The sequence below is a fragment of the Aeromicrobium senzhongii genome (assembly GCF_014334735.1).
Lineage (GTDB): Bacteria > Actinomycetota > Actinomycetes > Propionibacteriales > Nocardioidaceae > Aeromicrobium > Aeromicrobium senzhongii.
Window position 1 is genome coordinate 1,310,910 of record NZ_CP060587.1, and the last position, 24,725, is coordinate 1,335,634.

Here is a 24,725-nt window from a genome sequence, read left to right on the forward strand (position 1 = left end):
GAGCCGCCCCGGGACGGTCGGAACCTATGATCATGGCGTGAGCGCGCATCTCGTGGCGAAGGACCTCGCGGGCGGGCACGCGCACCGTGTCCTGTTCGAATCCCTCGACCTGACCGTCGCCCCGGGCGACGTGGTGGGCGTGGTCGGTGTCAACGGTGCCGGCAAGACCACGCTGCTGCGGATCCTCGCCGGTGACCTGGATCCGATCGACGGCTCGGTGTCGACGGCACCCAGCGACGCCTTCGTCGGATGGCTGCCGCAGGAGCACGAGCGGATCGAGGGCGAGACCGTCGCCCAGTACGTGGCTCGCCGCACGGGTGCCGCCGCCGCCAGCGCCGCGATGGAGCGGGCGGCCGAGGCGTTCGGGGAGGACGACCCGGAGGGGCTCATCGGGGACGCCTACGCACGTAGCCTCGACCACTGGCTGGCCAGCGGCGCCCCGGACCTGGACGATCGACTGCCGCCGATGCTCGCCGATCTGGGTCTGGACGTGGGCCCTGACGCGCTGATGACCTCGCTGTCCGGTGGGCAGGCGGCCCGAGCCGCGCTGGCCGCGCTGCTGCTCAGCCGCTTCGACATCGTCCTGTTGGACGAGCCCACCAACGATCTCGACCTCGCAGGCCTGGAGCGACTCGAGGACTTCGTGCGAGGGGCCCGCGCCGGCATCGTGCTGGTCTCGCACGACCGCGAGTTCCTCTCCCGGGTGGTGACGCGCGTCGTCGAGCTCGACCTGGCCCAGCAGCAGGTGGCGGTCTACGACGGCGGCTACGACGCGTTCCTGGAGGAGAGGGCGATCGCACGTCGGCACGCCCGGGAGACGTACGAGGAGTTCGCCGACACGAAGGCCGACCTGGTCCGTCGCGCGCGCACCCAGCGCGAGTGGAGCTCGCAAGGGGTCCGCAACGCCATCAGGAAGGCGCCCGACAACGACAAGATCCGCCGCAAGGCCAGCGCCGAGTCCTCGGAGAAGCAGGCCCAGAAGGTCCGCCAGATGGAGTCGCGGATCGCGCGGTTGGACGAGGTGGCCGAGCCCCGGAAGGAGTGGCAGCTGCAGTTCTCGATCGGCAGCGCCCCACGTCCCAGCTCGGTGCTCGCGACCCTCGATGAGGCCAGCGCGACCCTCGGCCGGTTCACCTTCGGCCCGGCGTCACTCCAGGTCAATGCCGGGGACCGGATCGGTGTCACCGGTCCCAACGGCGCCGGCAAGACGACCCTGCTGCGGCTTCTCCTCGGCCGGATCGCGCCCACCAGCGGACGGGCGAGCCTGGGTGCCACGGTCGCCATCGGCGAGATCGATCAGGCCCGCACAGGACTGGCCGAGGACCTCCCGCTGGGCACCGCGTTCGAGACGGTCGTTCCACAGATGGCTCCCGCCGACGTCCGGACGCTGCTGGCGAAGTTCGGTCTGCGGGCCGAGCAGGTCACGAGCCTGATGGGCAGGCTCTCGCCGGGCGAGCGGACGCGGGCCGCGATGGCACTGCTCCAGGCGCGCGGCGTCAGCCTCCTCGTCCTCGACGAGCCCACCAACCACCTCGACCTCCCGGCGATCGAGCAGCTCGAGGAGGCCCTCGAGTCCTACGACGGCGCCCTGCTGCTCGTCTCGCACGACCGCCGGCTGCTGGACAACGTCCGGCTCGACCAGCGCTGGCACGTGGACCACGGCCGGGTCACCGTGGTCCACGCGGGCTGAGCCCTCGGGCCGCTCAGCCGAAGAGTGCCCGCTCGACGGTGCCGAGCCGCACACGCTGAGGGTGGTCGCCGACCGGCAGGTAGGCGATCTCCTTCTTCGTCTTCACGTCCAGGACGGCGACGGCGTCGGAGTCCGACAGCGAGATCCAGCACGTGTCGCCCAGGCCCTCGGTCGTCCAGTAGGGCTTCAGGTAGCTGTGCCCCGTGGTGGTGCTGTCGAAGAAGGTGGCCGCGCCGGTGGCCCGGTCGACGAGCGCGGCATAGTCGTCCATCGTGCCGGCGGCACACAGGGTCGTGCCGGAGTCGTCGATGGACAGGCCGTGGTGCGCGGAGTCGTTGACGTAGTCGGTGATGGGCATCTTGGGCACGCGGTTGGGCAGGGGGATCAGCCGCGTCACGGCGCCGGTGCGGGGCTCGGCGATCTTGCCGGTGGAGTAGTCGACCTTGCCGTTGACGTCCGCGGCCTGCGTGTCGAACTCGACGATCCCGTGGTACCAGGAGACCTGGAAGTAGATGAAGCGCTCACCAGGGGCGATCGCCATGGGGCGCACGGCCGAGCTCATCTTGGGGTGACCCGCCTCGGCGAGCTCCTTGCCCATGTCCCAGCGCTTGTCGATCCCGAAGTCGGCGTTGCGCACGATCTCGAACCAGCGGTCGCCCTTGGTCCAGTCGCCGCCGGGACCGTCGAAGGACGTGTAGGCCGAGCCGATCGACGCGTGGTAGATGCGCTGGCCGTCGTCGGAATAGTTGTTCTCGTGCGGGGTGTCGCCCGACTCGAAGGTGCGCAGGCGATCGCCCATCTTGACGGCCTTGCCGTCGGGCAGGGTCTGGTCGACCATGGCGAACTCGATGACCTGGCGCTCCACCGAGTCGCTCACCAGCAGTCGCTTGCCGTCGGGGGAGAGGCCCGCGTGATCGCTGCGATACCCGTCCATCGGCGTCTCGGCGACGATGGAGTTCGGGTCGCCGGCGACGGCCTTGGCGATGTCGATCCACACGACGTCGGCGAAGCTCGGGCGCGAGACGGCGAGGTACTTGCCGTCCTGGGTGCTGAACATGTCGTCGACGAACTGGTCGTGGCCCTGGCCCGGTCCCACCCGAACCGCGGTGAAGGTGATCAGGCGCAGCGGGTTCCGGGTGATGTCGCGCATCTCCTGGGCCTTGTCCGGGATCAGGTTGATGCCGGACTTGAGGATCTCGGGGTTGCGGGCGTCCACGATCGACGCGGTGCCGGCCCAGTTGTTGCCCACGAACATCACGTCGCGGAGCGAGTCGGGGGTCGCGGTGTCAGCGCTGTTGGCCGCCCCGGACGAGGTCAGAGCGGCGGCGGTGACGGCTGCGGTGAGCGTCGCGGCACCGCGAAGGATGCGTGATTTCAGGGGCATGGGTGGATCATGCACCCGATGTAACTCCCAGTGACACCCCCGATCTCACTCTGTGGTGATCTGGGTCACATGGGGCGCCAGGGGTCGACTCAGACGTCGGCGGTGAAGCGGTACCCGATGCCCGGCTCGGTGACGAACAGCCGCGGATGGGCCGGATCGGACTCCAGCTTGCGGCGGATGCTCGCCAGGTGGACGCGCAGGTAGTTGGTCTGACGCTCGTAGCCCGGTCCCCAGACGGCCCTGAGCAACTCGCTCTGGCGGACCAGCCGGCCGTGCTTGCGCGCCAGTGCCGCGACGATCTTCCACTCGATCGGCGTCAGGTGGATCTCCTCTCCGGCGCGGGTGGCCCGGGAGTCCGCGACGTCGAGGCTCAGGTCGCCGACGCGCAGGGACAGGCCCGGCTGCTCGGCCCCGGAGCGGCGTGTCATGACGCGGATCCGCGCGAAGAGCTCCTCCAGCGAGAACGGCTTCGTGACGAAGTCGTCGGCCCCGAGGTCGAGCGCCTCGACCTTGTCGTCCGGCTCACTGCGCGCCGACACCACGATCACCGGCACAGCCGAGAACGCGCGCAGTTGGGTGAGCACGCCGATCCCGTCGATGTCGGGCAGTCCGAGGTCGAGCAGCACGACGTCGGGCAGGCGCTCGTGGACGATCTGCAACGCCGAGCGCCCGTCCCCGGCCGTCTCGACCTCGTAGTCCCGCGCGCGCAGGTTGATCGCCAGGGTGCGGCAGATGGCGGGATCGTCGTCGACGACCAGCACGAAGGTCATGGCAGTTCCTGCGCTCGGGGGAGATCGATCACGAAGGTGAGCCCGCCTCCTGGGGTGTCCTCGGTCCTGATGCTGCCACCCATGGCCTCGGTGAGGCCGCGCGCCACCGCCAGCCCCAGCCCCACTCCGTCCTGACCGGGGACGTCGCCGAGGCGTTGGAAGGGCGCGAACAGGCGACCCTGGTCGTGATCGGCGATGCCCGGTCCGTGATCGGAGATCCGCACGAACACCCGGCCGTCCGCGGCCGTGCCGTCGACGCGAACTGCCGCCTCCGCAGGCGTGTACTTCAGAGCGTTCTCGCAGATGTTGGCCACGACGCGATCGAGCAGGCCCGGGTCGGCCAGCGCGAACAGGTCGGGGGCGAGGTCGACGGCGATGCGCTCGCTCCCGGGGAGGTGGACCAGGGCGTCGCGGACGGCGTGCTCGAGGTTGACCTCCGTCGGGCGGGCCGTCACGGCGCCGGTGTGAATGCGGCTCATGTCGAGCAGGTTGGTCACGAGGGCCGTCAACCGGTCCGTGGAGGTCTCGATGTTCTCGAGCAGCTCGGTCCGGTCCTCGGGCGAGAGGTCGAGGTCCGGGTTGCGCAACGTCGACACGGACGCCTTCGCGGCCGCCAGGGGCGAGCGCAGGTCGTGCGACACGGCGGCCAGCAGCGCCGTGCGGGTGCGGTCGGCCTCGCTCAGCCGCAATCGCTCGACGTCGGCCGCCCGGGCCCGGCGCCGCTCGGTCATGACCTTCGCGTAGGCGGCGTAGGCGTTGAGCAGGCTGCGCTCGGACGCCGTGTGGCGGCCGCCGCGCAGGACCAGCGTGGTCGCGTCGTCGATCGCGGTCGACATGTCCGCGGCGTCGACCGACCGGGGTGCGTCGCCGATGCTCGCGATCGTCTCGCACCGCCCGGCCTCGGTCCGCCGAACGATGGCCGCGCCGTCGGCCCCGAACAGCTCGCACGCCGAGCCCAGGAGCCCGGTGAGGTCGTCACTGGAGTTGAGCAGGCTGTGCGCCAGCACCGTCAGGGAGTCGGCCTCCGCACGTGCCCGGCGGGCCTCACTCGCGCGGCGTGCGGAGTGGTCGACGACGGTCGCCACGGCGATGCCGACGATCACGAACAGCACCAGGGCCAGGACATTCCCCGGCTCGGCGATGGTGAGCCGCAGCAACGGCGGCGTGAACAGCAGATTCAGCAGCAGGCCGGACAGCAGCGCCGCGAGGACGGCCGGGACGAGACCGCCGATCAGCGCCGTCGCCACCACGACCGCCAGCAACGCCATCGACTCGGAGGGCAGGCCGGACTCGTCGCCCATGAGCTTCAGCACCAGGCTCAGGAGCGTGGGGCCGACCAGCGCGAAGAGGTAGCCGGCGACACGACGGCGGGTGCTCAGCGTCGGCCCCGGTCCGGCCGGCCCGGCGCCGCGGCGTCGCGCGTAGTCGTGGGTCACGATGTGCACGTCGACGTCGCCCGACGTGGCGATGAGACGCTCGCCGAGACCGGGGCGCAGGAGGGTCGCGGTCCGGCTGCGACGGCTGGCGCCGATGAGGACCTGGTTCGCGTTCTCGGCCCGGGCGAACTCGAGGATGGCCTCGGCCGCATCGTCGCCGACGAGGGTGTGGAAGGTGCCGTCCAGCTCCTCGGCCTTCGTGCGCAGGGCTGCGAGCCGATCCGGTCCGACACCGCTGAGGCCGTCGTGGCGCGTGACGTACAGCGCGAGCCACTCTCCACCGGCCCTGCGGGACGCGATCCGGGCGGCGCGCCGCATGACGGTCAGCGACTCGGGCCCGCCGGAGACGGCCGCGACGATGCGCTCGCGCGTCGCCCACGTGCCGGTGATCTCGTGTTGGTCGCGGTAGCGCTCCATCCCGTCGTCCACCTGGTCGGCCAGCCACAGCAGGGCCAGCTCCCTCAGGGCCGTCAGGTTCCCCTCGCGGAAGTACTGCGACAGCGCCGCGTCGACCTTGTCGGCCGTGTAGACGTTGCCGTGCGCCATCCGCCGGCGGAGCGCCTGGGCGCTCATGTCGACGAGTTCGATCTGGTCGGCGCCCCGGACGACCTCGTCGGGGACGGTCTCGCGCTGGCGGACACCGGTGATCGACGCGGCGACGTCGTTCAGCGACTCCAGGTGCTGGACGTTGACCGTCGTGACGACCTCGATCCCCGCGTCCAGCAACGCCTCGACGTCCTGCCACCGCTTCGCGTGGCGGCTGCCCGGCACGTTCGTGTGCGCGAGCTCGTCGACGAGCACGACCCGCGGGGAGCGGGCCAGGATCGCGTCCAGGTCCATCTCCGTCTGCATCGTGCCGAGGTAGGGAACCTGCGCGCGCGGGACCATCTCCAGGTCTCCGACGAGCTCGGCCGTCCGGGGCCTGCCGTGAGTCTCGACGTAGCCGATGACCACGTCGGTCCCGCGGTCACGGCGGCGGTGCCCCTCGTCGAGCATCCGGAAGGTCTTGCCGACGCCGGGCGCCGCGCCGAGGTACACCCTCAGCCGCCCCCGGTCCGCTGAACCTGTCACGGCCCCCAGTCTCCACCCTGGGCGACCATCACGGACGTTCCTGTGCGATCGCCAGGTTGAGCTCGAGCACATTCACGCCGGGCGCACCGAGGAATCCCCAGGACCGGCCGCTCGTGGCCGACTCGATCAGCCGGGCGACCCGCTCGGGGGTCAGACCGTTGACGCGGGCGACGCGGTCGGCCTGCAGCCGTGCGTACTCCGGGCTGATGTGCGGATCGAGTCCCGAGCCGGAGGCGGTGAGCGCGTCCGCCGGCACCTGGTGCGGATCGACGCCCTCCGCCGCGGCGACGGTGTCGCGGCGCTCGGCGATGGTGGCCATCAGGTCCTCGTTCGAGGGGCCGAGGTTGCTCGGCGCGGAGGCCAGCGTGTCGTGGTCGTTGGGGGAGGGGCGCGAGTGGAACCATCGCTCGCCCTCGAACTGCTGTCCGAGCAGCGCCGATCCGACGACCTCCCCGTCCAGGCGGACCGGCTGTCCGGCGGCGTGGTCGCCCAGTGGTTGGGCCACGGCCCAGACGGCGGCGGGGTAGCCGACGCCCAGCAGGACGGTGAGGACGAGCAGCAGGCGCAGGCCGGCGGCGCTCTGGCGGACGAGGTCGGTCAGGAGGGAGTACATGAGCATGATCAGCCGATTCCGGGGATGGTCGAGACGAGCAGGTCGATGAGCTTGATGCCGATGAACGGGACGACAAGGCCGCCCAGCCCGAAGATGGTCAGATTGCGGCGCAGGACCGCCGTGGCCGACGCGGCGCGGAAGCGCACACCACGCAGGGCCAGGGGGATCAGCGCCACGATGATGAGCGCGTTGAAGATGACGGCCGAGAGGATCGCCGACTCCGCCGTCGCCAGCCCCATGACGTTGAGGGCCTCCAGTGACGGGTACGCGGCGACGAACATCGCGGGGATGATCGCGAAGTACTTGGCGACGTCGTTGGCGATCGAGAAGGTGGTCAGCGCACCACGCGTGATCAGCAGCTGCTTGCCGATCTCGACGACGTCGATCAGCTTCGTCGGGTCCGAGTCCAGGTCGACCATGTTGCCGGCCTCTTTGGCCGCGGCCGTCCCGCTGTTCATCGCCACGCCCACGTCCGCGGCCGCCAGGGCGGGCGCGTCGTTGGTGCCGTCGCCGGTCATCGCGACGAGGTGGCCCCCGCGTTGCTCTTTGCGGATGTAGGCGAGCTTGTCCTCGGGGGTCGCCTCGGCGAGGAAGTCGTCGACGCCGGCCTCCTTCGAGATCGCCCGGGCGGTCAGCTCGTTGTCGCCGGTGACCATCACGGTGCGGATGCCCATCGCCCGCAACTCGGCGAACCGGTCGGCCATGCCGGGCTTCACCACGTCCTTGAGCTGGACGACGCCCAGAACCGTTCCGTGACCGGCGGCGTCCTGCTCCGCGATCACCAGGGGCGTGCCGCCGCCGCGTGCGATGGCGTTGATCGTGTCCGTGACGTCGTCCGAGGGGGTCTGACCGAGCCACGCGGAGACGGCCGAGCCGGCGCCCTTGCGGATCCGGGTCCCGTCGGCGAGATCGACGCCCGACATGCGCGTCTGCGCGGTGAACTCGATGAAGTCCGCGCCCGTGGGCAGGTCCGCGTCGCTCGCGCCGCGCTCGAGGGCCAGCTCGACGATCGACCGTCCCTCGGGGGTCTGGTCGGCCAGGCTGGAGAGCCGGGCGGCGTCACGCATCCGCTCGTCGTCCACGCCCGGAGCGGCGATGAACGCGGTCGCCTGCCGGTTGCCGTAGGTGATGGTGCCGGTCTTGTCGAGCAGCAAGGTGCTGACGTCTCCGGCGGCCTCGACCGCCCGGCCCGACATCGCGAGCACGTTGACGCGCACCAACCGGTCCATCCCGGCGATGCCGATGGCGCTGAGCAGGGCACCGATCGTGGTGGGGATCAGGCAGACCAGCAGCGCGACGAGCACGACGAGCTCCTGCGGGGCACCGGCGTACGTCGCCATGGGCGCCAGGGTGGCCACGGCGATGAGGAAGACCAGCGTCAGGCTGACCAGCAGGATCGACAGGGCGATCTCGTTGGGAGTCTTGCGGCGCGACGTCCCCTCGACCAGCGCGATCATCTTGTCCAGGAAGGTCTCGCCCGAGGCCGCGGTGATCCGCACGACGATCCGGTCCGAGAGCACCTTGGTGCCGCCCGTGACCGAGCTGCGGTCGCCGCCGGCCTCGCGGATCACGGGCGCCGACTCGCCGGTGATCGCCGACTCGTCGACCGAGGCGATGCCCTCGACGACGTCGCCGTCGCCGGGGATGACTTCGCCGGCCTCGACGACCACGAGGTCGCCCACGGCCAGTTGCGTCCCCGGCACCAGCGTCTCGGCGCCGTGCTCGTCCAGGAGCCGGGCTCGGGTGTCGGTGCGGGTGGCCCGCAGGGAGGCCGCCTGGGCCTTGCCGCGGCCCTCGGCGACCGCCTCGGCGAGGTTGCCGAAGATCACGGTCAGCCACAGCCAGACAGCCAGGCTGATCGTGAAGACGTCCGGGTCGGCCAGGGCGGCGATCGTCGTGACGACCGAGCCGAGCCAGACCAGGAACATCACGGGCGAGCGCACGACGTGACGAGGATCGAGCTTGCGGAGCGCTTCGGGCAGTTGGCGTGCCGCCTGCTTCAGCAGGGACGGGCCGCCGCGTGCGGTCCCGGCGCCGGTCTCGGTGCCGGGGGTGGTTTCGGTCAGGGTCGTGGTGCTCATGCGAGTGCCTCCGCAATCGGTCCGAGGGCGAGCGCGGGGAAGTAGGTCAGGCCGGTCATGATGACGACGACGCCGACCAGCATCCCCACGAACAGCGGGGTGTGGGTGGGAAGGGTTCCGCTCGTGACGGGGACCTTGCCCTGCCGGGCGAGGGAGCCGGCCAACAGCAGGACCAGCACGATCGGGATCATGCGCCCCAGCAGCATTGCGAGGGCCAGGGTGATCTGGAAGAAGTCCGAGGTGACGGTGATGCCGCCGAACGCGCTGCCGTTGTTGTTGGCCGCGGAGGTGTAGGCGTAGAGGACCTCGCTGAACCCGTGGCCGCCCGGATTGCCCATCGCGTCGGCGGTGCTGCCGCGGCTGATGGCGATGCCCGAGCCGACCAGCACGAGCGCGGGCGTCGTCAGCGTGTACAGCGCCACGTAGGTCATCTGCCGTGCGCCGAGCTTCTTGCCGAGCAGCTCCGGCGTCCGGCCGACCATCAGGCCGGCGACGAACACCGCCAGGATCGCCATCACGAGGATCCCGTAGATGCCGGCGCCGACGCCGCCCGGGATCACCTCGCCGAGCATCATGTTGACCAGCACGGTTCCGCCGCCGGCAGGCGTGAGGGAGTCGTGGGAGGCGTTGACCGCGCCGGTCGACGTGCCCGTGGTGACCACGGCGAACAGCGCCGAGGCCCACTCGCCGAACCGGGTCTCCTTGCCCTCCATGGCCGCGCCGGCCGCCTGGCCGGTCGCCGAGTGCGCCCCCACCTCGGCCCACGTCGTCACGGCGAGCGAGACCGCCCACAGGGCGACCATCGCGGCCAGGACCGCCAGACCCTGGCGGCGGTTGCCGAGCATCGTGCCGAGCGTGCGGGTCAGGCTGACCGGCAACAGCAGCATCAGGAAGATCTCGAAGACGTTGGTGAAGGCGGTCGGGTTCTCGAACGGATGGGCCGAGTTCGCGTTGAAGAACCCGCCTCCGTTGTTGCCGAGCTCCTTGATGGCCTCCTGGCTCGCGACGGGCCCACCGGTCAGCACCTGGGAGTGGCCGGCCAGCGTGGTCATGGTGGAGTCGCTGAAGCTCTGGACCACGCCGCCGGCGACGAGGACGACCGCACCGACGAACGCGAGCGGCAACAAGATGCGCAGCGTCCCGCGGGTCAGGTCGACCCAGAAGTTGCCGACGGATCCGTCACGGACGCGGGCGAAGCCGCGGATCAACGCGATCGCGACCGCGATCCCGACGGCCGCCGACAGGAAGTTCTGGACGGCCAGACCGGCCATCTGGGCGGTGAAGCCCAGGGTGGACTCGCCCGCGTAGGACTGCCAGTTCGTGTTGGTGACGAAGGAGACCGCCGTGTTGAACGACATCCACAACGGCATCCCGGGCAGGTCCCGGCTCATCGGCAGGGCGGACTGCCCCATCAGGATCGCCATCAGGACGACGATGCTCACCAGCGAGAACGCGACCACGCTCACGGCGTACGACACCGGGCTCTGCTCGGTCTCGGGATCGACCCCGACGATCCGGTAGAGCCGCCGCTCGACGCGCGAGTGGCGGGTGCCGGTGAACACGCGCGCCATGTAGTCGCCCACGGGCACGTAGGCGACGGCGAGCAGGGCCAGCAGGAATGCGATCGACAGCAGACCGCCCACGGTGTCGGACACTAGAAACGCTCCGGGAAGATCAGGGCCACCAGCAGGTAGGCCGCCACGGCGACGACGACGGCGATCAACAGACCGCTCTCAGGACTCATGAGCCCAGCGAAGACCCGTTCGACGGTCCAGGCGCCCGTCTTGACGCGATCTTGACGTCGGTTCGCGCTGATTTGGCGCCAAGGTCGCTCGGCGTTTCACGGCGCTGAGAGGATGACTGGCGTGTACGTGAAGATCTGCGGCCTGCGCACGGCCGAGCACGCCCGGGTCGCCGTCGAGGCCGGGGCCGGTGCCGTCGGCGTGGTGATGAACCGGACCAGCTCGCGGCGCGCGACCGCGGACGAGGCGCGCGAGGTCGTCGCGGCGGCCCGGGGGAGTGCGGACACCGTCCTGGTCGTCAACGACATGCCCGCGGGGCAGGCGGCGCGAACGGCTCGCGACCTCGGGTTCGACGTCCTGCAGCTGCACGGTCCGGCCTACGACGAGGCCGGCTTCCGCGAGGCGGCGGCGATCGTGCCGCGGGTCTGGAGGGCCACGTCGCTGGACCTCGATCCGCCGCTCGAGGTGGGGGCGTGGGGCGAGGAGCGCCTGCTGCTGGACGCGCCGAAGCCCGGGTCGGGCCAGACGTGGGACCTGTCCGACCTCGCCGATCGGGCTCCGGACGGCGAGTGGCTCCTCGCCGGCGGGCTGTCCGCGGCGAACGTCGCGGAGGCCGCCGTCACCGTCCGCCCGTGGGGCGTCGACGTCTCGAGCGGGGTCGAGGTCGCACCGGGCGAGAAGTCGGCAGAGCTGATCCGATCGTTCGTCGCCGCGGCCCTGGCGCGCTGACGACTCGGCGCGGAGGCTGGGCGCTGCCGCCCGGATCGGCTACGGTGTTCATCGATGAACGTCGATGAATGGGAGGGCCCGTGAGCCCCCGACCCGCCGCCCCCACCGCGCAGCCGGACGTCCTGCGCCGGCTCTCGCGGCTCGACCGCTTCCTGCCCGTCTGGATCCTGCTCGCGATGGCCGCCGGACTCGTGCTCGGCCGCACCGTCGACGGACTGGCCGAGGCGCTCGACGCGGTGAAGATCGGCTCGGTGTCGTTGCCGATCGCCGTCGGACTGCTCGTGATGATGTACCCCGTGCTGGCCAAGGTCCGCTACGACGAGACGCGCCGGGTGACGGGCGACCGCAGGCTGATGGGCGCGTCCCTCGTCCTGAACTGGGTCGTCGGTCCGGCGCTGATGTTCGCGCTGGCGTGGCTGTTCCTGCCCGATCTGCCCGAGCTGCGCACCGGCCTGATCATCGTCGGCCTCGCGCGGTGCATCGCCATGGTCCTGATCTGGAACGACCTGGCCTGCGGCGACCGCGAGGCCGCCGCGGTCCTGGTGGCGATCAACTCCGTCTTCCAGGTGGTCGCGTTCGCGGGCCTGGGGTGGTTCTACCTGCAGGTCCTGCCCGGCTGGCTGGGCCTGGAGACGACCAGCGCCGAGTTCTCCGTCTGGACGATCACCGCCAGCGTGCTGGTGTTCCTCGGGATCCCGCTCGTGGCGGGCTTCCTGACCCGGACGCTGGGGGAGCGGGCCAAGGGCCGTGACTGGTACGAGGGGACGTTCCTGCCCAGGCTCGGGCCGTGGGCGCTCTACGGCCTGCTGTTCACGATCGTCGTGATGTTCGCGCTCCAGGGCGACGCGATCGTCAGCCGGCCCTGGGACGTCGTCCGCGTGTCCCTGCCGCTGCTGGCGTACTTCACGATCACCTTCGGGCTGGGCCTGTGGCTCGGCCGCCGGCTGCGCCTGGGCTACGCCCGGACCGCGACCCTCGCGTTCACCGCGGCGGGCAACAACTTCGAGCTCGCGATCGCCGTGTCCATCGCGACGTTCGGTGTCACGTCCGGTCAGGCTCTCGCCGGGGTGATCGGGCCGCTGATCGAGGTGCCCGTGCTGGTCGCCCTGGTCTACGTGTCCTTGTGGGCACGCCGCTACTTCGCCCCGACCGAGGAGACCCCATGAGCACGATCCCCACCGTCCTGTTCGTCTGCGTGCACAACGCCGGCCGCTCCCAGATGGCTGCGGGCTACCTGCGCCACCTCGCAGGCGACCGCGTCGAGGTGCTCTCGGCGGGATCCATGCCCGGCGACAGCATCAACCCGGTGGCTGTGGCGGCGATGGCCGAGGAGGGCATCGACATCGCGGGTCGGCAGCCCCGGAAGCTGACCGACGACACCGTCCGCGAGTCCGACGTCGTCATCACGATGGGCTGCGGCGACGCGTGCCCGTACTTCCCCGGCAAGCGGTACGAGGACTGGGTGCTCGACGATCCGGCCGGGCAGCCGATCGAGGCCGTCCGTCCGGTGCGTGACGAGATCCGTCGCAGGGTGGAGGACCTCCTCGTCTCGCTCGGCGTGCCGATCACCCGCGAGCTGACGCGTCCCGACGGGATGACGATCGCGTTCCACGAGTGGAACCGCGACGTCGAGACCCCTCCGGTCGTGCTGCAGCACGGCTACGTCGCCTCGACCGAGACCAACTGGGTCGGCCCCGGCGTGGTCGACGCGCTGGTGGCTGGCGGCCACCGCGTGATCGGGGTCGACGCCCGCGGCCACGGCCGGTCGGGCCAGTCGGCCGACCGTGCGCTGTTCGGCGAGCCGACCATGGCGCGCGACCTGTCCGCCGTCATGGACGAGCTGGACGTGCGCGAGTACCAGCTGGTCGGGTACTCGATGGGCGCCGTCGTCTCGCTGCTCGTGGCCGCCGCCGACCCGCGGGTCACACGCCTGGTCGTCGGGGGAGTGGGTTCGGCGGTCGTCGAGCTCGGCGGTGTCGACACGCGGATGGTGGACGGTGATCTCCTCGTCGGAGCGCTGCTCGCGGAGGGCGATCTCTCGGAGTACCCCGCCGGTGCCAGGTTGTTCCGTCAGCTGGCCGACGTCATGGGATCGCACCGGCCGTCGCTCGCCGCGCAGGCGCAGGCGCTGCACGCCGGCCCCACCGATCTGGCCAGCGTCACCGTGCCGACCCTGGTGCTGGCCGGGCGCGACGACGTCCTGGCCGCGAAGCCCGAGGTCCTCGCGGACGCGCTTCCGGACGGGCGCCTGCGCGTCGTCGACGGGGACCACCTCGGCGCCGTCTCCGATCCGGAGTTCATCGAGGCGCTCACCACGTTTCTGGCGGGCTGAGTCCGGGCGCGCTGAGTCCTCGACTCAGTGCGGGCGCCAGGCCTCGTCGTCCTCGGTGCGCTTGAGCACCGACGACGGCAGCTCGCCCGCGGCCAGCTGTGCGATGGTGACCGTCTCCAGGACCTCGCGCAGCGCGTCGCGGGCGGCGATCCACACGGGCTTGAGGACCTCGGCGCGGCCGTTGTAGGCGACCGACTCGGGCCGGACCCCGTAGACCGACACGAGCGGACCGTCGACGGCACGGATCACGTCGGCGATGGTCACGGCGTACGCCGGCCTCGCCATCCGCCAGCCGCCGGACTGACCGCGCTGGGACAGCAGGATGCCCGCCTTGCGCAGGTCGCCGAGGATCGACTGGAGGAAGCCGTGGGGGATGTCCTGACGCTTGCCCAGCTCGTCGGCGGTGATGGCTCGATCCCCCGGCTCGGCCGCCAGCTCGATCAGGGCACGCAGCGCATAGTCGGACTTCGTCGAGACTCTCACGGGGTCAGTCTCGCAAAGCCGAACCGTCAGGTCGCGACTATCCTCCCAGTGTGACGGTGCGCGACGCTTCCCCGACCGATGTCTCGACCGGGGCCTCGGCCCCGCTGGCGCACGTGGTGAGGGGTGACCTGGTCGAGTCGGTCCACCTGGGCCACCTCTCCGCGATCGATGCTGAGGGCGCGTCCGTGCTCGCGGTCGGGGACCCCGAGGTGACGATGTGGCCCCGCTCGAGTGTCAAGCCGCTCCAGGCCGTCGCCATGCTGCGCCACGGCCTGGACCTGCCGGATCGACTGCTCGCCCTGGCATCGGCCAGTCACAACGGCGAGCCGGACCACATCGCCGGGGCCCTGGAGATCCTCGCGCGCGCCGGCCAGACCGAGTCGGCGCTGCGGAACACTCCCGACCTGCCGTGGGGGAGCACCGCCATGCGCGACTGGCTGGCCGCCGGGCAGGGCGCCGAGCAGATCAGCCAGAACTGCTCGGGCAAGCACGCCGCCATGCTGCTGACGTGCGTCACGGCGGGATGGGACACGGCCACCTACCTGGCGCCGGACCACCCGCTGCAGGTGGCGATCCGCGAGACGATCGAGGAGTTCACGGGCGTCCCGATCGCCACGGAGACCGTCGACGGCTGCGGTGCGCCGCTGTTCGCGACCACGGTCACCGGACTGGCTCGTGCCTTCGCCCGGATCGCGTCCGCGCCGACCCGCGACCCCGAGTCCCCGGAGGCGCGCGTCGCGCGGGCGATGGCCGCCTTCCCGCAGATGGTGGCCGGCGGTCAGCGGCCCACGACGACGCTCATGCGGGCGGTGCCCGGCCTGGTCGCCAAGGACGGCGCGGACGGTGTCTTCGCGGCCGGCCTCCCCGACGGACGGGCCGCCGCGTTCAAGGTGCTCGACGGCGCGGAGCGGCCGCTGGCCCCGGTGCTGGTCGCGGCCCTGGACGCGCTCGGCGCCTTCACCGGCGACGACGTCGACCAGGCCGCGGTCGCTGCCCTGCGCGAGCGCGCCGTGCTGGGTGCCGGCGAGCCCGTCGGATCGGTCCGCCCCGCGTTCTGACTCAGGCCGAGTGGTCGCGCACCCACGCCATGACGGTGGGGTCGCAAGTCGTGAACCGCTCGACCTCCTCGCCGCCGTCGCAGCGGCACAGCACGACCTCGGCGCGGCCGGAGGACTGTTCGACCAGCCGGCACGTCCCGCCGTGCGCCGTCCAGCGGTCGAGCCGTTCGAGCGGGGTCATGCCCCCATCATGGCTGCCGGGCGCCCCCGTGGCCGGTCTCAGAGCGACCCGACGGCCTTGTCGACGACGTGACCGTCGATGTAGACGATGTCGACGGACTTCCTGGGCCGCTGGCACACGCGGTACACGCCGAGATCCATGAGCGCCTCGCCGCCGTACTCGGCGATCAGCACGTCGAATGCCGCGATGGTCTCCGCGTCGCCCTCCTCAACCGCGAACTCGCGCCACTGCGCCAGCGACGTGGGGCCGACGATGTCGCTGAGGAGGTCGCCGGAGTGGCGCAGCTTCTTCGCCACCGTCGCGAAGGCATCGCCGGCGCGGGGCGCGGGACTGACCTTGATGGAGCGGTAGTCGGCCAAGGTGGCGCACCGGCCCTGCTCGACCTTCAGCGTCTGACGGGCGACCGCCGCGCGCTTCTTGCCCTTGAACCGGTACGTGACCTTCGTCGTCACGCGGTACGTACCCGGCTTCAGCTTCGCCGACGAGCGGTTCTTCGTCACCACGCGCTTGCCCTGGCGGACCGTCATCGTCCGCTTGAGGATCGTGACCTTCTTCGCCTTCTTGACCGCCGGCTTCACGGCGGCGGTGCCCACCCAGTCGATCGACTGCGTGGCGATCCTCTTGATCGTCAGCGGCTTCGAGGCCGCCTGGGCCGGAGCGGCGACGAGCGTCGACCCGAGGGCGACGGCGAGGGCGGTCAGCAGACCGAGGAGCATGCGGCGCATGGGGTGCCTTCCAGGACACGGAGGAGTCTCATGATGCTACGTACGCGATCGGGTTCGTGGGACTGGAACGCCGGAATCGGCGTGGTGCGCCACGACCGAGCCGCCGGCCCGCCCCACGGCCTCGGTAGTGTGAGGCCAAGAGCGCTGCCCAGCCGTAGGGGCCGCCAGTCACCAAGGGGTTCGTATGAGTCTGTCCATCACCGTCGATGCAGCCGAGCAGCAGGTCGAACCCGGGACGCGGGCGTGGCAGCTGTTCGCCGACGATCCCCAGGTGATCGCGGCCCGCGTCAACGGCGCTCTCGTCGACCTGTCCCGCGAGCTGGCCGACGGTGACGCCGTCGAGCCCGTCGCGATGGAGTCGCCCGACGGCCTCGACATCCTGCGTCACTCGACGGCGCACGTCATGGCCCAGGCGGTCCAGGACCTGTTCCCCGACGCGAAGCTGGGCATCGGCCCGCCGATCGCCGACGGCTTCTACTACGACTTCGACGTCGAGGTGCCGTTCACTCCCGAGGACATCGAGAAGATCGAGTCCCGGATGAAGAAGATCGTCAAGGAGGGCCAGAAGTTCAGCCGCCGCGAGATCAGTGACGACGACGCACGGGAGGAGCTGGCGGACGAGCCGTACAAGCTCGAGCTGATCGGCCTGAAGTCGACCGCCGGTGACGCAGCCGAGGGCGCGAGCGTCGAGGTCGGCGAGGGCGGGCTCAGCATCTACGACAACCTCAAGCGCGACGGCTCGTTGGCGTGGAAGGACCTGTGCCGCGGCCCGCACCTGCCCACCACCAAGCGCATCCCGGCCTTCAAGCTCATGCGGTCGGCCGCGGCCTACTGGCGCGGCGACGAGAAGAACAAGCAGCTGCAGCGCATCTACGGCACCGCGTGGCCCACGAAGGAGGACCTCGAGGCGCACCTGCACCGCATCGAGGAGGCTCAGCGCCGCGACCACCGCCGCCTGGGCGCCGAGCTGGACCTGTACAGCTTCCCCGACGAGATCGGCTCCGGCCTGCCGGTGTTCCACCCGCGCGGCGGTGTCATCAAGCGCGAGATGGAGGACTACGTCCGACGCCGGCACATCGAGGAGGGCTTCGAGTACGTCGGCACGCCGCACATCGCCAAGGAGGGCCTGTTCCACACGTCGGGCCACCTGCCGTACTACGGCGAGGGGATGTTCCCGCCCATCGAGGTCGACGGCGGCGACTACCGCCTCAAGGCGATGAACTGCCCGATGCACAACCTCATCTACCGCTCACGCCAGCGCTCCTACCGTGAGCTGCCGTTGCGGCTGTTCGAGTTCGGCCACGTCTACCGCAACGAGAAGTCCGGCGTCATCCACGGCCTGACCCGCGTGCGCGGCTTCGCCCAGGACGACTCGCACTCCTACGTCACGCCCGAGCAGGCGCCGGCCGAGGTCGCCCACCTGCTCAACTTCATGCTGAGCCTGCTCGACGACTTCGGCATGGACGACTACTACCTCGAGCTCTCCACGCGCGACGCGTCGAAGGACAAGTTCATCGGCTCCGACGAGGACTGGGCGACCGCCACCAAGGTCCTCGAGGAGGTCGCCACCGCGACCGGCCTCGAGCTCGTGCCCGACCCCGGGGGAGCGGCCTACTACGGCCCCAAGATCTCGGTGCAGGCCCGCGACGCCATCGGCCGCACCTGGCAGATGGGCACGGTCCAGTACGACTTCAACCAGCCGTCGGCCGATCGGTTCAACCTGGAGTACGTGTCCGCCGACGGCACGCGCCAGCAGCCGGTGATGATCCACTCGGCGAAGTTCGGCTCGATCGAGCGCTTCATGGGCGTCCTGGTCGAGCACTACGCCGGCGCCTTCCCCCCGTGGCTCGCGCCCGTGCAGGCCGTCGGCATCCCGGTCGCCGAGCGTCACGTCGAGTACCTCGAGCGGCTCGCGGTCCGGTTGAAGGCCGAGGGCATCCGCTTCGAGGTCGACGACTCGGACGAGCGCATGCAGAAGAAGATCCGCAACGCCCAGACCCAGAAGGTGCCGTTCATGGTGCTGGTGGGCGACAAGGACGTCGAGGCCAACGCGGTGTCGTTCCGCTATCGCAACGGCGAGCAGGAGAACGGTGTCTCGCTCGACGACGCGATCGACAAGATCGTCGCGGCGGTGCGCGATCGGGTGCAGGTCTGATGGCCGACCCCGACGGACTCGAGCGACTCTGGGCGCCCTATCGGATGGAGTACGTCCGCGAGAGCGCGAACGATCCGGGGTGCCCGTTCTGCGCGATCGTCGCCGGTGAGCGGCAGACCGATCTGCTCGTCGTCCGCGGCGAGCACTGCTTCGTGACGATGAACCTGTTCCCGTACAACCCGGGGCACCTCATGGTGCTGCCGAACCGGCACGTGGCGGATCTGACGGCCCTGTCCCTGGAGGAGTCCAGCGAGCTGACGGCGCTGACCCAGCACGCGATCCGCGCGACCCGGGCGATCAGCACCCCGCACGGCTTCAACGTGGGCCTCAACCTCGGCTCTGCGGCGGGCGGCTCGATCTCGCAGCACCTGCACCAGCACGTCGTGCCGCGCTGGGGCGGCGACGCCAACTTCATGACCATCGTGGGACACACCAAGACGCTCCCGCAGACGGTCGCCCAGTCCGCGGATCTGCTGCGGTCGGTGTGGGGGGAGGTGGCCTGATGCTGGAGCGCTTCCGGGCCTTTTGGAACAAGGTCTTCTCGCCCGTCGCGGACGGGCTCATCAAGATCGGCGTGACGCCGAACATGGTCACGTGGGTCGGCACCATCGGCGTCTCGTTCGGCGCGCTGTACTTCTTCCCGCAGGGCAACTTCTTCTGGGGGACGCTGTTCATCACGGCGTTCGTGTTCAGCGACATCATCGACGGCACGATGGCGCGCAAGCTCGGCCGCAGCTCGAAGTACGGCGCGTTCCTCGACTCCACCCTCGACCGGATGGGCGACGCGGCCGTGTTCGGCGGCATCGCGCTCTGGTACGCCTGGGACGGCGACTCGGAGGTCTACCTGTGCCTCGCGCTGGCCTGCCTGGTGCTGGGCAGCCTCACGTCCTACGCCCGTGCTCGCGCGGAGTCGCTCGGCATGGAGGCCAAGGGTGGCATCGCCGAGCGTTCCGACCGGCTCGTCGCGATCTTGGTGATGACGGGCCTGTCCGGGTTGTTCGACCTGCCGATCCTGCAGCACATCGCCCTGTGGGTGCTGGCCGCAGCGAGCCTGGTGACGGTCGGCCAGCGCATGGCGATGGTCAAGCGCCAGGCCGACGCGGCCTGATCTCGCGACCTCGCGCGTCTCAGTGGTGGCGGACCGGCAGGGCGCGCGCCGGTTCTCCTCGTAGACTGACGTGGTGAGCACCGAGAACCTCCCCACCGACCCGTCGACCAACACCGGCAGCGCGCGGGTCAAGCGCGGCATGGCCGAGATGCTGAAGGGCGGCGTCATCATGGACGTCGTCAACGCCGAGCAGGCCAAGATCGCCGAGGATGCCGGCGCCGTCGCCGTCATGGCGCTCGAGCGCGTCCCCGCCGACATCCGCTCCCAGGGCGGGGTCGCCCGGATGAGCGACCCGGACCTGATCGACGGCATCATCGAGGCCGTCTCGATCCCGGTCATGGCCAAGGCCCGCATCGGCCACTTCGTCGAGGCGCAGGTGCTGCAGAGCCTGGGCGTGGACTACATCGACGAGTCCGAGGTGCTGACCCCGGCCGACTACGAGAACCACATCGACAAGTGGGCCTTCACCGTCCCGTTCGTCTGTGGCGCGACCAACCTGGGCGAGGCGCTGCGCCGCATCACCGAGGGCGCGGCCATGATCCGCTCCAAGGGCGAGGCCGGCACCGGTGACGTCTCCAACGCCACGGGCCACATGCGCAAGATCCGCGCGGAGCTGCGCCGCTTGCAGGGCATGTCGAAGGACGAGCTGTTCGTCGCGGCCAAGGAGCTCCAGGCGCCGTACGAGCTGGTGGCCGAGGTCGCCGCGGCCGGCAAGCTGCCCGTCGTGCTGTTCACCGCCGGTGGCATCGCCACTCCGGCCGACGCCGCGATGATGATGCAGCTGGGCGCCGAGGGCGTCTTCGTCGGCTCGGGCATCTTCAAGTCCGGCAACCCGGCCGAGCGCGCCGCGGCCATCGTCAAGGCCACGACCTTCTTCGACGACCCCGACGTGATCGCGAAGGTCTCGCGCGGCCTGGGCGAGGCGATGGTCGGCATCAACGTCGACGAGATCCCCGAGCCGCACCGCCTCGAGACCCGCGGTTGGTGACCTGTACCACCCGCTTCGACGCAATACCCCCGGTTCCGACCGGGGGTATTCGTTTGTGTGGGGCCTTTAGTCACAAGTGACCATGACCTCTGGCCCGGATCGTTCGTGACGTCCGTCCCATCTTCTGCATTTCTTCACATTTGGCACCATCATGCCGTCATTTCGTCGCTACATTGTTACTGAAGTTAACGATGTTGATCGATGGTCGATCAGCCATTCATGAGGGAGAAGAAAATGAACAAGTCCACCAAGGGTGCTGTCGCCGCCGGAGCCGCCGCCGTCCTGCTGCTCGGTGGTGCGGGCTCGCTCGCGTACTGGAACGCCGAAGGTGACATCACGGGCGGCACGATCACCGCCGGTGAGCTGAAGCTCACGGCGCCCACCACGAGCCAGTGGACCCTGAACGGCACCACGGTGGCGAACCCGGCCGCCGTGCTCATCGTTCCTGGCGACGAGCTCAAGTACACGGGCAGCTGGACCGTCAAGGCCACCGGACAGAACATCAAGGCTCTGGTCGACTTCGACGGACTCGCTGAAACCCCGAGCATCGCCGACAAGATCACGGTGACCGACACCTACACGTTGGGTACGACCGCGCTGGCCGAGGGCGACGAGCTCACGGTCGCGGACAACGGCAAGGTTCTCACCGCCACGGTCCTGGTCGACCTCCCGTTCGGCACGGTCGTCGACAACGCGTCGCAGGCCATGACCGTCAACCTGACCGCAGGCAAGGTCACGTTGACGCAGAAGGATGCCACGCCCGCCGTGGCGTGATCTCCGGCTGAGTTGAACCACCGACCATCGACTGAGGACCACGAGCATGACGACAACCACGACCGACCGCAGGCGCCCCACGGCGCTGTGGTGGGCAGGCCAGGCGCTCGCCTGGGTCGTCATCCTCGTGGCCGCCTCGGCCGTCACGGTCGGTGTGCTCATCCCCAGGATCGGGGGCGCGACGCCCTACACGATCCTGACCGGCTCCATGCAGCCGAAGTACCCGCCGGGCACGCTCGTCGTCGTCAAGCCGACGCCCGCCGAGGAGATCGGCATCGGCTCGGTGATCACCTACCAGTTGACGTCCGGTGAGCCGACCGTCGTGACGCACCGCGTGGTCGCGGTCGCCCTCGGCTCGGACGGGCAGCCGTCCTTCACCACGAGGGGCGATGCCAACAGCGCCGACGACCTCGCGCCGGTCCAACCGGTCCAGATCAGGGGAGTGGTCTGGTACTCGGTTCCCGGACTCGGATGGATGGGCAACGCGATCGGCCAGGAGCGGCGGAACACCGCGGTCTACGTGGTGGCCGGCGGCCTGGGTCTGTACGCCGCATGGATGTTCGGTGGCGCGCTGCGCGGCCGGGTCTCCCGGCGTCGCACGGAGTCGGACCGATGAGGCGCTTCGCGCCGGCCGCGGTCTCGGCCGCGCTGATCCTGTCCGCCGTCGCCCCGGCGGCGGCTGCAGACGAGATCGGTGTGAGTCGCGATGGGCGGCGTTGGTCCGCGACACTCACGGAGCCGCTCTTCGACCCCGGCACCCGCTGGGTGCCCGGAGACACGCGGACGGTCTCGTTCTACGTCCGTAACCAGGCTCTTACCCACGCCCGGCTCGTCGCCACGGTGCGCTCCGACGATGGTGACGACCTGTGGGCCGGTGGTGACGTGACGATGCGTGCGCGAGTCCAGGGGAAGTGGTTCACGCTGCGCAACGGTCGGCCGTCCGGCGAGATGACGCAGGAGAGTCTGCGGCCCGGCTCCGCCGTCCGCGTCGACGTCCGGGCCAAGCTCGAACCCGCGTCCACGAACGTCTCGCAGGCGAGTCGGCTGAACCTGACGCTCGGCCTGCGCCTGACCGATGCCGACGAAGGCGTCGCGGGCGCCAGTGCCGAGGCCGGTGACGGCGGCGAATCCGGTCGGTCCGACGGCTGGTTGTCCCGAACGGGTGCCTCGACACCCGCCATACTGATCTGGCTGGCCGCTGCGGCCACTGCCGTCGGCGCGGCCTTCATGGCCGCCGGACGGCGCGAGGGAGATGACGAACATGCATGAATCCATGACGAAGGGCCGTGCCCGCCTGCGCACCGCGTGGCGCCGGATCGCCTCGGTGCAGGTGCGGATGCTGCTGTCGCTCGGGCTGGTCCTGGGCTTCGCCGCCGTCGGCACCACGGCGTACTGGGCCGACACCGCCACCTTCACGACCGGCAAGATCGAGGCCGGCAGCCTCGATCTGCAGCTGGGCGGCCGGCACCCGGTCACCGACGAGATCCAGTGGCAGGCGATCGGTCTGGATCAGCCGTGGAACTACTCGGTGCTCCAGCTCGACAACGTCTCGCCCGGGGAGTCCGTCGCGATGGAGTTGCACCTGCGCAACGTCGGCACGACCCCGCTGACGTTCACCGGAGTGGGCACTTCCGCCTCGAACGACCTGGGCACGCACCTCAAGGCGTCCACCTGGCTCGGCGCCGCGGCCCGGAACGACGGCACCCGCGAGGCCGTGAACCGCAAGGGCCACTGCGACAACGGCACCGAGGCGTGGTGGGCCGGCCACGCGTTGTCCACGACGCCGGCGCACGTGACGCCCAACAACCGAGCCGTCAGCCTGGTCCCCGGCGCGTCCATCCAGGTCTGCATACTGGCCGGCCTGGCCGCCGAGGCGCCCAACAGCATCCAGGGCAAGTCCACGACGATCAAGGTCGTCCTCACCGGCAAGCAGGTCGGGACGACGTGATGGAGCCTCGTCTGCAAAGAGCCGCGGCTCGTGTCGGCAATGCCGTGCTCTGGGTGGCGGCGGTCCTCGGTGTGATCTCCCTGGTGCTCGGTCTCGCGACGGTGGTCGCCGGCGTCCAGCCGTTGATCTTCCGCTCCAGTTCGATGTCGCCGGCCATCGACGCCGGCGCGCTCGCACTGGCCAGGAGCGTCGAGGCGAAGGACCTCGCGACCGGTGACATCGTCTCGGTCATCGGCTCCGACGGCGTCCGCGTGACGCACCGCGTCGTGAAGGTCGATCGAGGAGCGGACGATCAGGTCAGCCTCGTCCTGCAGGGCGACGCCAACCAGAGCCCGGACGAGGAGCCGTACGTCGTCACCGAGGTCGACCGGGTGTTCTTCGACGTGCCCTACCTGGGCTACCTCGCGAACTGGTTGGCGAGCCCGTGGGCGATGTTCGTCGCGGGCATCCTGGTCGCGCTGCTCATCGGAAGCTTCTTCCGCCGCCCCGGAACGGGACAGCAGCGCCCGGGGGTCGGGGCCGGGATCGCCGTCGTCGTGGCGGCGGTGGGCCTGGGTGCCGGCACGCTCAGCCCGCCTCCGACAACGGAGGCGTACTTCGTCGACAACTCGACCTTCGAGGCGGGCACGATCCAGGCACACCAGGTGCGCATCTTCGACTGGGACACGTCCCCGTGCACGAACAACGCCGACGGATCGGTCACCCTGCGCTACAAGCTCACGTCGGCGCGGTACGACATGGTCTGGTACCGCGGACCGAAGGGAGGTGCGATCTCCACCCGTGCGTTCCTGACGGTCGCGCCGAGCAACCCCACGGTCGGCTCGGTGGTCACCACCAAGATCACGCGTGCGACGCTGGCGAACGGCGAATCGCTCGCCGCCGGAACGTACATGATCTCGGGACGGTCCAAGCTCAAGGGCTCGGCCACCAGTGCCTGGCTGTCGACCTCGGACCGCCAGACCGAGGTGACCGTCGACGCGACGACAGTGCGCTGCGGCGACATCAACCTGCCGCCGACGTTGACGATCGCGGCGCCGCTGGAGGGCATCACCTATCCGTCGACGAAGGCCGTCGACGTCGCGGTCGGTCTAGCGTGCCTCAGCCTCCCCGCGCCGTGCGGCACGGCTGTCGACCCCAACGGCATCTCCAGCGTGGAGTACCGCCTGCAGCGTGCGAACTGGCTCGGCACCCAGTGCTGGGACCCGAAGATCGGCACCGCTCTGCCGCCGGGCTTCTACCTCGCGGGCTGCGGCACGTGGCGCACGCCGACGACGAGTCCGGACGTGCCGAACACCTCCGGCTCGACGGTCACGTGGCGCGTGCCGCTCGGCTCGGGTGGCCCCCGGACGACGTTCAACCAGTCCGGTGACTACACCCTCTACCTGCGGATCACCGACAACGCCTCGCCCACCCGGGCGACAACCGAGCGCACGATCCGCTTCACGGTCGACTGACGG

At 70.4% G+C, this 24,725-nt stretch carries 24 protein-coding genes and 1 pseudogene; 15 read left to right on the forward strand and 10 right to left on the reverse strand.

Annotated features, from left to right (window positions below):
• The first annotated feature begins 37 nt into the window (after window positions 1-37).
• Window positions 38-1,690: an ATP-binding cassette domain-containing protein gene (locus H9L21_RS06600; protein ID WP_187411870.1), complete on the forward strand. Its 1,653-nt coding sequence runs from the start codon at window positions 38-40 to the stop codon at window positions 1,688-1,690.
• Window positions 1,691-1,703: 13 nt separating this feature from the next.
• Here H9L21_RS06600 and H9L21_RS06605 read toward each other — a convergent pair whose 3' ends face one another.
• The 7 genes from H9L21_RS06605 to kdpF form a co-directional block, all read right to left on the reverse strand.
• A complete protein-coding gene (locus H9L21_RS06605; protein ID WP_230081287.1) occupies window positions 1,704-3,074 on the reverse strand; it encodes a YncE family protein in 1,371 nt (456 codons plus the stop codon).
• Window positions 3,075-3,163: 89 nt separating this feature from the next.
• Window positions 3,164-3,844, reverse strand: a complete 681-nt coding sequence (locus H9L21_RS06610; RefSeq protein ID WP_154595184.1) for a response regulator — start codon at window positions 3,842-3,844, stop codon at window positions 3,164-3,166.
• The gene (locus H9L21_RS06615) at window positions 3,841-6,351 is read right to left on the reverse strand and encodes an ATP-binding protein (RefSeq protein WP_255467384.1); all 2,511 of its coding nucleotides are present in this window, start codon (window positions 6,349-6,351) and stop codon (window positions 3,841-3,843) included. The genes H9L21_RS06610 and H9L21_RS06615 overlap by 4 nt, the downstream gene beginning before the upstream one ends.
• Before the next feature lie 28 nt (window positions 6,352-6,379).
• On the reverse strand, window positions 6,380-6,964 hold the full coding sequence (gene kdpC, locus H9L21_RS06620; RefSeq protein WP_154595182.1) for a potassium-transporting ATPase subunit KdpC: 585 nt from the start codon (window positions 6,962-6,964) through the stop codon (window positions 6,380-6,382).
• Window positions 6,965-6,972: 8 nt separating this feature from the next.
• A complete protein-coding gene (kdpB, locus tag H9L21_RS06625; protein WP_230081388.1) occupies window positions 6,973-8,892 on the reverse strand; it encodes a potassium-transporting ATPase subunit KdpB in 1,920 nt (639 codons plus the stop codon).
• A gap of 149 nt (window positions 8,893-9,041) precedes the next feature.
• Window positions 9,042-10,700, reverse strand: coding sequence for a potassium-transporting ATPase subunit KdpA (gene kdpA / locus H9L21_RS06630; protein WP_187411871.1), 1,659 nt, complete (start codon window positions 10,698-10,700; stop codon window positions 9,042-9,044).
• Window positions 10,700-10,789 (reverse strand): K(+)-transporting ATPase subunit F, encoded by a 90-nt coding sequence (kdpF, locus tag H9L21_RS06635; protein ID WP_154595180.1) that lies wholly within the window; start codon window positions 10,787-10,789, stop codon window positions 10,700-10,702. The genes kdpA and kdpF overlap by 1 nt, the downstream gene beginning before the upstream one ends.
• Before the next feature lie 121 nt (window positions 10,790-10,910).
• On the opposite strand from kdpF, the gene H9L21_RS06640 reads away from it, so the two are divergent.
• The 4 genes and pseudogenes from H9L21_RS06640 (at window position 10,911) to H9L21_RS15470 (ending at window position 13,848) form a co-directional block, all read left to right on the forward strand.
• Window positions 10,911-11,516 (forward strand): phosphoribosylanthranilate isomerase, encoded by a 606-nt coding sequence (locus H9L21_RS06640; protein ID WP_187411872.1) that lies wholly within the window; start codon window positions 10,911-10,913, stop codon window positions 11,514-11,516.
• Window positions 11,517-11,596: 80 nt separating this feature from the next.
• Window positions 11,597-12,682: an ACR3 family arsenite efflux transporter gene (gene arsB / locus H9L21_RS06645; protein ID WP_255467386.1), complete on the forward strand. Its 1,086-nt coding sequence runs from the start codon at window positions 11,597-11,599 to the stop codon at window positions 12,680-12,682.
• A pseudogene (locus tag H9L21_RS15465) lies at window positions 12,679-13,071 on the forward strand (arsenate reductase ArsC); the annotation flags it as partial. The gene arsB and the pseudogene H9L21_RS15465, both read left to right, overlap by 4 nt.
• 3 nt (window positions 13,072-13,074) lie before the next feature.
• Complete coding sequence (locus H9L21_RS15470; RefSeq protein WP_369412455.1) at window positions 13,075-13,848, forward strand: alpha/beta fold hydrolase; 774 nt, start codon at window positions 13,075-13,077, stop codon at window positions 13,846-13,848.
• Between the two features lie 24 nt (window positions 13,849-13,872).
• Here the strand turns inward: H9L21_RS15470 and H9L21_RS06660 are convergent, their stop codons facing one another.
• Window positions 13,873-14,331, reverse strand: a complete 459-nt coding sequence (locus H9L21_RS06660) for an RrF2 family transcriptional regulator (RefSeq protein ID WP_187411873.1) — start codon at window positions 14,329-14,331, stop codon at window positions 13,873-13,875.
• 50 nt (window positions 14,332-14,381) lie between these two features.
• Between H9L21_RS06660 and H9L21_RS06665 the strand changes: the two genes are divergently transcribed.
• The gene (locus H9L21_RS06665) at window positions 14,382-15,389 is read left to right on the forward strand and encodes an asparaginase (protein ID WP_222865868.1); all 1,008 of its coding nucleotides are present in this window, start codon (window positions 14,382-14,384) and stop codon (window positions 15,387-15,389) included.
• A 1-nt stretch (window position 15,390) separates the two neighbouring features.
• Here H9L21_RS06665 and H9L21_RS06670 read toward each other — a convergent pair whose 3' ends face one another.
• Window positions 15,391-15,570: a hypothetical protein gene (locus H9L21_RS06670; protein WP_154595176.1), complete on the reverse strand. Its 180-nt coding sequence runs from the start codon at window positions 15,568-15,570 to the stop codon at window positions 15,391-15,393.
• Window positions 15,571-15,608: 38 nt separating this feature from the next.
• Complete coding sequence (locus H9L21_RS06675) at window positions 15,609-16,295, reverse strand: hypothetical protein (protein ID WP_154595175.1); 687 nt, start codon at window positions 16,293-16,295, stop codon at window positions 15,609-15,611.
• 184 nt (window positions 16,296-16,479) lie between these two features.
• On the opposite strand from H9L21_RS06675, the gene thrS reads away from it, so the two are divergent.
• The 9 genes from thrS to H9L21_RS06720 all read left to right on the forward strand — a co-directional run bounded on the left by thrS (window position 16,480) and on the right by H9L21_RS06720 (window position 24,722).
• On the forward strand, window positions 16,480-18,450 hold the full coding sequence (gene thrS / locus H9L21_RS06680) for a threonine--tRNA ligase (protein ID WP_154595174.1): 1,971 nt from the start codon (window positions 16,480-16,482) through the stop codon (window positions 18,448-18,450).
• Window positions 18,450-18,953, forward strand: a complete 504-nt coding sequence (locus H9L21_RS06685) for an HIT family protein (RefSeq protein ID WP_154595173.1) — start codon at window positions 18,450-18,452, stop codon at window positions 18,951-18,953. The genes thrS and H9L21_RS06685 overlap by 1 nt, the downstream gene beginning before the upstream one ends.
• Entirely contained in the window at window positions 18,953-19,558 is a 606-nt protein-coding gene (gene pgsA, locus H9L21_RS06690; protein ID WP_154595172.1) for a phosphatidylinositol phosphate synthase, read from the forward strand. Before H9L21_RS06685 ends, pgsA begins: the two co-directional genes overlap by 1 nt.
• 73 nt (window positions 19,559-19,631) lie before the next feature.
• The gene (gene pdxS, locus H9L21_RS06695; RefSeq protein ID WP_187411874.1) at window positions 19,632-20,546 is read left to right on the forward strand and encodes a pyridoxal 5'-phosphate synthase lyase subunit PdxS; all 915 of its coding nucleotides are present in this window, start codon (window positions 19,632-19,634) and stop codon (window positions 20,544-20,546) included.
• A gap of 234 nt (window positions 20,547-20,780) precedes the next feature.
• Window positions 20,781-21,320: an alternate-type signal peptide domain-containing protein gene (locus tag H9L21_RS06700; protein WP_187411875.1), complete on the forward strand. Its 540-nt coding sequence runs from the start codon at window positions 20,781-20,783 to the stop codon at window positions 21,318-21,320.
• Window positions 21,321-21,366: 46 nt separating this feature from the next.
• The gene (locus H9L21_RS06705; RefSeq protein WP_154595170.1) at window positions 21,367-21,936 is read left to right on the forward strand and encodes a signal peptidase I; all 570 of its coding nucleotides are present in this window, start codon (window positions 21,367-21,369) and stop codon (window positions 21,934-21,936) included.
• Complete coding sequence (locus tag H9L21_RS06710; RefSeq protein WP_154595169.1) at window positions 21,933-22,589, forward strand: hypothetical protein; 657 nt, start codon at window positions 21,933-21,935, stop codon at window positions 22,587-22,589. The genes H9L21_RS06705 and H9L21_RS06710 overlap by 4 nt, the downstream gene beginning before the upstream one ends.
• Window positions 22,582-23,268: a SipW-dependent-type signal peptide-containing protein gene (locus tag H9L21_RS06715; RefSeq protein ID WP_187411876.1), complete on the forward strand. Its 687-nt coding sequence runs from the start codon at window positions 22,582-22,584 to the stop codon at window positions 23,266-23,268. The genes H9L21_RS06710 and H9L21_RS06715 overlap by 8 nt, the downstream gene beginning before the upstream one ends.
• Window positions 23,268-24,722: a signal peptidase I gene (locus tag H9L21_RS06720; protein ID WP_154595167.1), complete on the forward strand. Its 1,455-nt coding sequence runs from the start codon at window positions 23,268-23,270 to the stop codon at window positions 24,720-24,722. The genes H9L21_RS06715 and H9L21_RS06720 overlap by 1 nt, the downstream gene beginning before the upstream one ends.
• Window positions 24,723-24,725: the final 3 nt, after the last annotated feature.